At 65.0% G+C, this 9,118-nt stretch carries 14 protein-coding genes and 1 pseudogene; 5 read left to right on the top strand and 10 right to left on the bottom strand.

From position 1 onward, the window contains the following. Positions 1-471: pseudogene (locus tag H8B02_RS41520) on the bottom strand (hypothetical protein); the annotation flags it as partial. A 378-nt stretch (positions 472-849) separates the two neighbouring features. Between H8B02_RS41520 and H8B02_RS41515 the strand changes: the two are divergent. Together H8B02_RS41515 and H8B02_RS41510 are read left to right on the top strand one after the other, a co-directional pair. Then, complete coding sequence (locus H8B02_RS41515) at positions 850-1,431, top strand: septal ring lytic transglycosylase RlpA family protein (RefSeq protein WP_229171458.1); 582 nt, start codon at positions 850-852, stop codon at positions 1,429-1,431. Positions 1,432-1,841: 410 nt separating this feature from the next. After that, a complete protein-coding gene (locus H8B02_RS41510; RefSeq protein WP_229171457.1) occupies positions 1,842-2,048 on the top strand; it encodes a hypothetical protein in 207 nt (68 codons plus the stop codon). A 2-nt stretch (positions 2,049-2,050) separates the two neighbouring features. Here the strand turns inward: H8B02_RS41510 and H8B02_RS41505 are convergent, their stop codons facing one another. Further along, positions 2,051-2,779 (bottom strand): class I SAM-dependent methyltransferase, encoded by a 729-nt coding sequence (locus H8B02_RS41505; protein WP_229171456.1) that lies wholly within the window; start codon positions 2,777-2,779, stop codon positions 2,051-2,053. Positions 2,780-2,969: 190 nt separating this feature from the next. Between H8B02_RS41505 and H8B02_RS41500 the strand changes: the two genes are divergently transcribed. Together H8B02_RS41500 and H8B02_RS41495 are read left to right on the top strand one after the other, a co-directional pair. Continuing rightward, positions 2,970-3,155 carry a hypothetical protein gene (locus H8B02_RS41500; RefSeq protein ID WP_092125583.1) on the top strand — a complete coding sequence of 62 codons (186 nt, stop codon included), beginning with the start codon at positions 2,970-2,972 and terminating at the stop codon, positions 3,153-3,155. Between the two features lie 154 nt (positions 3,156-3,309). Next, on the top strand, positions 3,310-3,831 hold the full coding sequence (locus H8B02_RS41495) for a DUF1993 domain-containing protein (protein WP_092113627.1): 522 nt from the start codon (positions 3,310-3,312) through the stop codon (positions 3,829-3,831). Between the two features lie 115 nt (positions 3,832-3,946). Here H8B02_RS41495 and H8B02_RS41490 read toward each other — a convergent pair whose 3' ends face one another. From H8B02_RS41490 to H8B02_RS41455, 8 genes are all read right to left on the bottom strand, one after another. Then, a complete protein-coding gene (locus tag H8B02_RS41490; protein ID WP_092113629.1) occupies positions 3,947-4,183 on the bottom strand; it encodes a hypothetical protein in 237 nt (78 codons plus the stop codon). A 322-nt stretch (positions 4,184-4,505) separates the two neighbouring features. Beyond that, complete coding sequence (locus H8B02_RS41485) at positions 4,506-4,679, bottom strand: hypothetical protein (protein ID WP_229171455.1); 174 nt, start codon at positions 4,677-4,679, stop codon at positions 4,506-4,508. A gap of 9 nt (positions 4,680-4,688) precedes the next feature. Beyond that, on the bottom strand, positions 4,689-4,919 hold the full coding sequence (locus tag H8B02_RS41480) for a DUF6894 family protein (protein WP_173643281.1): 231 nt from the start codon (positions 4,917-4,919) through the stop codon (positions 4,689-4,691). A gap of 141 nt (positions 4,920-5,060) precedes the next feature. Next, positions 5,061-5,405 (bottom strand): tRNA-binding protein, encoded by a 345-nt coding sequence (locus H8B02_RS41475; RefSeq protein ID WP_207839222.1) that lies wholly within the window; start codon positions 5,403-5,405, stop codon positions 5,061-5,063. Positions 5,406-5,440: 35 nt separating this feature from the next. Beyond that, positions 5,441-6,436: a M23 family metallopeptidase gene (locus tag H8B02_RS41470; RefSeq protein WP_229171454.1), complete on the bottom strand. Its 996-nt coding sequence runs from the start codon at positions 6,434-6,436 to the stop codon at positions 5,441-5,443. A 25-nt stretch (positions 6,437-6,461) separates the two neighbouring features. Further along, positions 6,462-7,088: a LysE family translocator gene (locus tag H8B02_RS41465; protein ID WP_229171453.1), complete on the bottom strand. Its 627-nt coding sequence runs from the start codon at positions 7,086-7,088 to the stop codon at positions 6,462-6,464. Positions 7,089-7,105: 17 nt separating this feature from the next. Beyond that, positions 7,106-7,963 (bottom strand): pyridoxal kinase PdxY, encoded by an 858-nt coding sequence (gene pdxY, locus H8B02_RS41460; RefSeq protein WP_229171452.1) that lies wholly within the window; start codon positions 7,961-7,963, stop codon positions 7,106-7,108. A gap of 10 nt (positions 7,964-7,973) precedes the next feature. Then, positions 7,974-8,147: a hypothetical protein gene (locus tag H8B02_RS41455; protein ID WP_229171451.1), complete on the bottom strand. Its 174-nt coding sequence runs from the start codon at positions 8,145-8,147 to the stop codon at positions 7,974-7,976. Between the two features lie 540 nt (positions 8,148-8,687). Here H8B02_RS41455 and H8B02_RS41450 point away from each other — a divergent pair. Next, positions 8,688-8,930, top strand: coding sequence for a hypothetical protein (locus H8B02_RS41450; protein ID WP_212317594.1), 243 nt, complete (start codon positions 8,688-8,690; stop codon positions 8,928-8,930). Positions 8,931-9,118: the final 188 nt, after the last annotated feature.

The raw sequence follows: 9,118 nt of genomic DNA, 5'->3' as shown, positions 1-9,118 counted from the left end.
GGCTCTGCCTGGCAGCAGCGACGTCAGGGCCTCGACCTGGGGCACGTAGTCGGCCACCACCTGCTTGACGCGATGCCCGTAGTGTTGCCACGCCGCGGTGCCCATGGCGCCGGCGATCGCGAACACGAACCAGAAGGCACGGATCGCCCATTTATTGGTCGGACGCGGCGCGCGTTCCAGTCTGATGTCGTCCAGCCTGCCGTCATGGCTTGCGGCGCTGTACTCCGGCGCGGCCGGCGGCGCCGTCACCGGTATCGGCGTCACCGGCGGCACCGAGGTGACCGTGGCGGCGGGCGCGACCTGTGGCGTGGACGAGGGGGCGAGGCTCGGGCCGAACCAAGGCTCGCGTTGCCCCGCCGCTCCCTTGGCGGCGGGTGCCGGCGCGGCGGCATTGTCCGGGCGGGTTGCAGTGAAGCTAGGTTCGATCGCGAAAATATCGTGCGGATCTGCGTCTTTCAGTGTCGATTGCATGGCGGTCCCCGTTTCAGTCCAAGGTCAACCGCAAATGGGCGGCCGGCAATTTGAGCTCTGTATCGACCCCAGGCCCTGACCCCACGACTCCAGTCCGGTTTGACCAAAGCAAGGCGAGAGGGTGGAGAGGTTGGGGAGTTTCGGGAACCGACGCTGGGAGCCGAGGACGCTAGGAATCCTTGGACGCGCGCGGAGAGCTCCGGGACGCATTTCCGGGTGAACCTCCCTGGTTGTGTGGCGCATCCACCACACCCGAGGGGAAATCGGTTCGCCTGCGGCCCGTCCGACCGCGCTCCGCCACCGTTCCGCCCCGATTGGATTCGGCCATGCGGGTGTTGGATTTTCGGCTTGGGCTGGGGCGCGAGTTGGGGATGCAACATGTCACGCGACGATGCAGTCATTTCGTACGTCGACGTCAAACGCAGCGCGCGCGGTGTTGCGCCCGCAATTGCATTGGCTCGTGCGCCAAAGCCGCTGCGGCTCTGCGCCATCGTGATCGGCGCCGCGTCGCTTGCGGCCTGTGCGCAGTCCTCGGTCGTCAGCCAGCGCTCGCAGGCGCTCGCGAGCCGGCCAGCATCGGCCGAGCCGATGCGGGCTGCGTCATCGGCGACGCGCACACATGTCGCAACCGCGCGCAAGCACACGCCGTACGCCTCACGCAAGGGCGGCGAGACCAGGATTGCGTCGCAGGGCGTCGCGAGCTTCTACAGCGACGAGCAGGACACCGCGAGCGGCGAGAAGTTCAACGCGCACGAACTGACTGCCGCGCATCCGACCTTGCCGTTCGGCACCAAGCTGCGTGTCACCGACGTCAAGACCGGCCGCTCGGTCACCGTGCGTGTCAATGACCGCGGCCCCTACGTTCCCGGGCGCATCGTCGACGTCTCGTATTCCGCCGCACAGTCGCTCGGCATGATCGGCAAGGGCGTCGCGAATGTCAGGCTCGACGTGGTGCAGTGAGCGGCGGCGTAGGCCGGTTCGGGATTTTTTGCCGGACGGATCGGGAAAAAGTCCCGGCGTTGCGCGCGCTTTAATTCCTGTTGTCCGAACGCTGGCGACAAATAGAATTGATGCCGCTACTTCCCGCGCTCTCCTTTTCCAGGCGCGTGGATTTCAACCCAATGAACCTTCCCCGCCTTGGCGTCCCACCGAGGCGGGGTTTTTCTTTGAGACATGTGCGCCGAGAGCGTTCACAGGGTGGGCCTGAGCCATCAGCGGCAAGACCACATGTTGGATATGCCGACCTTGATGGGTAGGTTGAGCTGCCGCGACCGCACGTTGCGCTCTGCCGTATCCGGCGCCTGTGCTTCCACCAAATTGTCATGCTCCCGGCGAATTGCGGCCCAACGCCGCTGCCAACACACCGCCGAATGGATGACGTCGGCGAGGGACAAGCATTGGCCTACAAGATGATCGCAGAACGCGAGAACGAAACGGTCAGGATCGAGCGGGAGAGCACCTTCATCATCATCGCCAAGGCCAAGGTCTGGGCGAGCGAGGGATGGCAGGTGGTGATCACCGACAAGGACGGAAAATCATACCCGCCCGAGGAATTCGAGAAGCTGCTCGCGGCGTGATGTTAACGCTGCGCTGACACCAGCATCATCATCGGCCGTTCCAGTTCGTCGGCCAGTTCGGGCACAGCCTTGATCTGCTCCCGCGTCGGGGAGAATTCCTCGACGTGGCGCAGCGTGAAGCCAGCGCCGATCAACGCATTGAGCGTGGTGCCGATGGTGCGGTGATATTTCAGCACGCCCTTCACATACCAGTCGGTCCGGCGTTCGCCTTCGATAAAGTAGCGGTTGACCGGCCAGGTCTTGCGGCCGTCCGGGTCCTGTCCCCAGCCGGGATGGGCGGCGGCCATGTAGATCGGATGCTCGATGGTGAAGACCAGATGCCCGTCCGGGACCAGCGTGCGATACAGCATCCGCGCCAGGCGATCGAAATCCCTGATGTAGTGGAAGGTGAGGGCACTGTAGGCGAGGTCGAACGTGGCCTTCGGCAGCTCCAGCGTTTCGAGGTCGGCGATCTCGTAAGCGACGGCCGGATCCTGCGTCATCGCCGCGGCGCGCGTGATCATGTTCTGCGAGAGGTCGACGCCGAGCACGCCCGAGGCGCCTTGCTCGCACATCCAGCGCGACACCCAGCCGAAGCCGCAGCCGAGATCGACCACGCGCTTGCCTGCGATGTCCGGCAGCATGGCGCGGATCGCGGGCCATTCGGGCGCGCCGAGCAGCCCGCGGACCTGCCGCGGCAACTGGCTATAGCCGGCGAAGAAGCCGGGATCGTCATAGATGTTCTGCGCCATGGGTCCGGCAACTCGGGAAGGAGCGAGGTCCGTCTCTCTGTATCCGCCGCCGCGGCGCGTGGAAACCGTTGATTCCATCGCGCCGGCCGGTCTGCTGGAACCAGACGCGGCGTTCGGCCGTTTTGAAGTCAGTCCGCGGGACGCGCGGTCACGGCTGTCCCTGCGGCGTCAGACAGCAGAGGAGTGCGCCATGATAGCCGAGATGCAGATCCACACCATCGCGCGGCAGATGCTGGAGAAGCACGGCCTGCAGGCGATTGCCGAGGCGGCGCAGAACGCCATCGCCTGCGAGAGCAAGGGCGAGACCGAGGAGGCCCGCGAGTGGCGCCATATCGAGGACGCCATGAAGATGATGCGCGGACCGCATCAGAGCTGACCGCGGGGAGCCCGCGATGCCTGACCGAATGATCCGGCGCTGGGCGCTGGACCATTCGACTTGCGAATCCCCACGGCCGCTTGCCTTCGTCGGAAATTCCGGGAACTCTGTTCCGGCAAGCATCAGACAAATTTTCTATCTGGGGGAATTCGCCATGACCTTTTCACTCTACGACGCGACCGTTGCCAACTATCTGCAGATCCTCGGCGCCACCTCGGGCTTTCTCGACAAGAGCCTCGCGCATTTCAAGCAGAACGGCATCGATCCGGCCGAGATCGTCGAGACCCGGTTGTTTCCGGACATGCTGCCGTTCCGCTTTCAGGTGGTCTCGCTCGCGCATCATTCCCGCGGCGCGATGGAAGCCGCGAAGAGCGGCGTGTTCGTCCCGCCGTCCGGCAAGCCCGATCTGGACTACGCCGCACTGCAGGCGCTGGTGAAGGACGCGCTTGGCGAATTGTCGGCGCTGACGCCGGATGCGGTCAACGCGTTGCTCGGGCGCGAAGTGATGTTCAAGCTCGGCGAGCGGTCGATGCCGTTCACGGCCGAGGGATTCCTGATGTCGTTCTCGCTGCCGAACTTCTTCTTCCACTCGACCACCGCCTACGACATCCTCCGCCACAAGGGCGCGCCGCTCGGCAAACGTGACTTCATTGGCCGGTTGAACATGAAGAAGTGATCGGATCGCACGCCGACTGGTCTTGCTGAGGCGGCAACACCGGCCGCCCCGCACGCAGCAAGATCAAGACCGCGCGCGGATTGGCGCGGTCAACAGCGTCCAAAGCCTGCCGGCGCTAGCCGGCCCTGCGCCAGTGCGGCACGGGGTCGAGCGGCGTCCGGTAGAGCTCGCGCCGGTCGATGTCGGTGACGCGCACGGCGCAGCCGCGTGCCTTCAACTCCGGCTTGACCTGCGACAGCTCATTGGCGAGCTGATCGGCGCGATCTGAGGCAAGGCTGATGTCTTCGAGGATGATCGTTCCTTGATTCCGGAACTCGTCCCCCACCACGAGATCGAAGGTGTAGTACGGCATCCGAAGTTCTCCGTTTCGGTTTGCATCACAGGGTAACACTGAGTCGTGCATTCCCTAAGATGCATCGCGCAGAATCGTCGGGCGATCGGCGCAAAAACGATGTGCAACGCATCCAGCACGATGAACGACTAGACGCGCGGCACGGCGAAGGAGTCCTGTCATCCAGCTCACCGCCATGCCGTTAAGATTTGATTAAAACTGTCATCGCAAGCTTGGGACCTGGTGGAATTGCGGCGGAACCGGACTCCGGGAACCGGCAGCCGCAGGAGAAGGCCGGTGGCGTAACGCCCATCGGCCTTTTCTCGTCGCTCAAACCCTCGGACTAGTCGCGCAGCGTGGCCTGCCGCCTGGCGCGGCATTTTGGACCCGGCCCGCGCATGTAGTACAGCTCGGGGCGATAGGGGTGGATGACGCCCTCGATCAGCGCGACGCAGCGCTGAGCGAGGCTGGTGAGGTGACGCCGCAAGGCCTGCAGGGCGAGTTCCATCGAATTCATGGCGTGCCCTCAGTGCAATTCGCCGAGGACGGCGGTGAACGGCAGCTCGAAGATCTCGGTACCGATATCGTCGGTGACGTGGACCGCCCAGTTGCGCCAGTCCTCCACACTCGGTGTCATGACAAAGCTGCGCGCCAGCTGCTCCGCATGCACCCGGACCTCCGAAAAATCCATCGCAGCGCCGATGCGATCCAGGATGACGTGCTTGTCGTCGGAGCAGTGAAAGAAAACTGCAGACATCTTCCGATTCCCGTGCCGAAGCGATTCTCGTGCGCTGGAATAGCAGCGCGCGCGGGCACTTAGAATCCGGGTGATCCCCCATCGGTAAACTACGGGGAATCCAGACGATTTGAATCACGCCGCCGTGATCGGGGCGGGTCGTCAGAAGATCGGCTCACCGATCGCAACCTCGCTGCGCGGGCCGAGCACGATTACCTGGCCGCCGGCATCCTTGGCGCCCAGGATCAGCAGTTCCGAGGTGAAACCGGCGATGTTCTTCGGCCCGAGATTGCAAACGCACACCACGAGCGAGCCGATCAGCGCCGCCGGCTCGTAATTCGTGATCTGCGCGCTCGACCACATGATCCGCCCGGCGCCGACATCGACGCCGACCTTCAGGGACGGGTTGCGGGCGCGCGGAAACGGCTGCACCTCGACCACCTTGCCGATCCGGATATCGAGGCGGGCGAAGTCGTCATATGTGGCCTGCGGCTTGAGCGGAGACATTGGTTCTCCGGTTTGGGTCCTCACGATTTGGGTCCTCATGGTTTGCGCGAGCGGCCGGCGAACAGGTCTGCATCGAAGGTCTGGGGATTGACGGGATCGTAGCGCGACCAGTCCATCGACGGGTCGTTGCCATAGCGCGCCTGCCACGCCGCATCGATCTTGAGCCCCCCGATGACGGGGGGCCGAACCTCGAAATGCAGCACCTTGCGCGGGCCGACCTCGCCGATCTCGTCCTGCTTCCGGATCTTCGCGCCGATCGCAACCGGCCGGCCATCGGCGCCGACGATGCGGCCGAGCTGGGCATAGCGGCTGAAGACGACGTGTCCATTGGGATAGGTGTGCTTGACCACGACATAACGCCCGCAGTGTCCGATGTTGAAGGCGTCCACAGCAGCCTGGTCATCCGGCTCGATCCGGATCACGACGCCATCGTCCATCGCCGCCACCGGCGCGCCTTCCTTGTCCGACGTCATGTCGACGCCGGGATGAAAATCCGCCGAGCCGCATCCGCAGGGTGGCTCTGTTGCTTCCTTGGCGGCTGTGGCTGGCGCGGCTTTGAGGGTCTGGAATTCATTGACCAGCAGCCCGGGTCCCTCGTGGGCGGTGAAGACATGGATCGAGAACAGGGTCAGGCGGCTGCCAAGCGGCACTTCGCGGGGCAGGAAAGCGCGCACCACGTCCTGGATGTAGAGGATCGCTTCCTTTCCCTTCGCCGAACGCACCTTGATGCAGCGCGAGACCTGGGTGCCGTCGATTTGTTCCTTCGTGAAGCCCTGCATCCGCATCGTCGATTCGAGCGATTGGATCGCGCATGTTTCCTCGTAGGAGACCAGCGTGACCTCGAGCCGCAATGGTTTCGAACCGTTGAGGTCGAAGCCGGTCTTGGGCCGCGGCTGCGCCAGCACGTCGTCGAGATCGGTTTCCTTGTAGCGCGCGTAGTCGAACGCCAGCGCGGGGGCGGTGAGCAGCGTCGCAAGCCCGGCAACGATGATTGCCGCCGCGATGCGCGATTTCAGGCCGGCCCCGATCATGTCTCCCCCTCAAAGTCTTTGCGGCTCAGCGTTCCTGAAACGCGAGGCGGATGCCGAGCGCGATGTAGATCGTGCCGACCACGCGGCCCTGCCACTGCCCGATGCGGCGATGCCGCCGGATCCACGGGCTGATCTGGCCGGCGGCGAGCGCGAGCAGCGAGGTGTAGGCCGCGCTCATCGCGACGAAGATCAGGCCGAGGGTCGCGAACTGCGCGACGGCGGAGCCGTGGCCGGGATGGACGAATTGCGGCAGGAAGGCGAGGAAGAACAGCGCGGTCTTCGGGTTGAGCATCTCTGCCCAGATCGCCTGCCGGAACGCGCGCCGCGGATCGACCGGCTGCGATGCCGGCAAATGCAGGTCGTCATTCTTCTCGAACAAGGCGCGGACGCCGAGCACGATCAGGTAGATCACGCCGGCATATTTGACGATCGAGAACGCGAGCGCCGAGGTCATCAGCACGGCCGACAGGCCGAACGTCGCCATGGCGGTGTGGACGAGGTCGCCGAGCGCGATGCCGAACCCGGTCGCGACGCCGACGCGCGGCCCGCCGGTGACCGAACGCGCGAGCACGAGCAGCACGGCTGGTCCCGGGATCAGGAACAGGCCGAGCACGACGGCGGCGTAGGTGAGGAGGGTGGTGATGTCGATCATGAAACGTGTCCCGAATGTCAGGATGCAGGGATGGCGACCGCCGCGAAGCGCGGCTTCGGATCAAGCATCAGCTCGGCGCTTTCGACAATGCGCATTTCATCGGTTGCTCGCTCCGCCGTGCGCACCAGCACGCCGTGGATGCCTGACGCGGCGTGGCTGAGCGCCTCCGGCGTCGCCAGGCCACGCACGCGGGCGGCGACGAACAGCGCGGCGAACAGGTCCCCGGTGCCGGACGGGCTGATCGGCACGCGCGGGGTGCGCACGCGCCACGCTCCCGTGTGCTCGATCGCCAGCGTCTCGATCTCACTGTCGGGCGTGCCGGCAAGCTCGGCGCTGGTGATGACGATGGTCGCAGGCCCCCGCGCCATCAGCATGCGAGCCTGCGCGATCACGTCATCGGTCGTCGTCACGCGCGCGCCGCAGAGGAATTCAAACTCGAAATGGTTTGGCGTGATGATGTCGGCCAGCGGACAGAGCTGGTCGCGCACCAGCGGCGGGATGTCCGATCGCACGAACATGCCGCGGTCACGGTCGCCGAGCACGGGATCGCAGCAATAGAGCAGGGCCGGGTTTTCCGCTTTCGCGCGGGCGACGAAGTCGGCGACGTCAATCGCGATGTCGGCCGAGCCAAGATAGCCCGACAGGATCATCCGGGCGCTTTCGATCGCGCCGCGCTCCTCGATGCCGCGCAAGAGGTCGGCGACCAGCTGCACGTCGAGCACCCGTCCGCGGATCGTCGGATAGCCCGGCCGGTTGCTGAGCAGCGTGGTCGGCACGGCGACGACGTCGATGCCGTGCAGCTGGATCGGAAAGGTGGCAGCACTGTTGCCGACATGGCCCCAGGCGACCTGTGACTGGATCGAGATGACGGTCATGTCGTCCGCATCAATCGAACAGCGCGGCGTAGATCACGTAGAGCCAGCCCAGGATACCGTGGATGATCGCCCACAGGATCGAATGGTTCTTGGTGTAGGAGATCGCAATCGCCAGTGCCGAGCCGAACCCCACGCCGTACTTCGCGCCCTCGACGCGGACGCCATAATATCGATTGCCGTTCATGGTGATCCTTCCAGCGAGAGGGCGCGATTGGCGACAGCGTAACCCGCGAATTGCAGCGAGTTCAACGGCGGATGTCAGCCTTCGAGCTTCGCGATGCTCTATGCGTCCGTCATCCTGAGGTGCGAGCCGAGCGAGCCTCGAAGGATGTGCGGCCCCACTCTGGCCGATTCATCCTTCGAGGCTCGCCGAAGAGGCTCGCACCTCAGCATGACGGGGATAGAGCGCAGCACTCGCCAAGCGGAATATTTTCTTAGTGCGGGCTTGACGCGTTTTGCTGAGTTGCCCCTCGGGTTGTCTTGTCGCAGCTCTCGCAACCGGATTTGACTTCCGCGCCGGCAAACTCGGTTGCGGCCGCTCGGGCCTCCGGTCCCGGCGGTCACGCTCCGATCAATCGAATGTGTCGAACCGAGCCGCCGGACAGGCAAATTCGCTGCGTCGTCGCGGAATAATCAGGTGGCGCCGCCCGTCATGGTTCTAGCGAAAACGCTTCAGCAGGCCGGCGACATGGTCCCATCCTGTTGAATCCAGCAGGAGACGCTCGTGACCACGATCAAACACGTCGCCGCGGGCTTGCTCGCCCTCGGCATGCTGACGACATCGGCCATGGCGCGCGAAGTCCCGGCCGGCCCATCCGCGTTCGTGAAGGGACATGCCGCGGCCGCCAGCCGCTGGGGCGGCGGACCGCCGCGCATGGCCGTGCCGCGCTTCGGTGAGTTCGAAACGCTGCCCCGGGATCAGCCCGGCGGCGTCTGCGACCACGGCGACAACGCCATGATCTGCTGAGCCGGACTGTGCATGGCGGTGATCTCCGGCAAAAGTTGCGCTAGCTTCGCTGGGTCGTCTCCCTCCAGCCGCGAGCGCCGCCGCCATGCACATCCTCCGTCCCCAATTTCGCATCGAGGACGACCACGCGCTGGCCTTTGCGGCGGCGCGCGGCTTCGGCGCCATCGTCGCCGCCGATGCGCGCGGCC

Source organism: Bradyrhizobium altum, assembly GCF_020889705.1.
Lineage (GTDB): Bacteria > Pseudomonadota > Alphaproteobacteria > Rhizobiales > Xanthobacteraceae > Bradyrhizobium > Bradyrhizobium altum.
The sequence above is the reverse complement of the archived record's forward strand: the minus strand, read 5'-3'. Positions and strand labels throughout refer to the sequence as shown.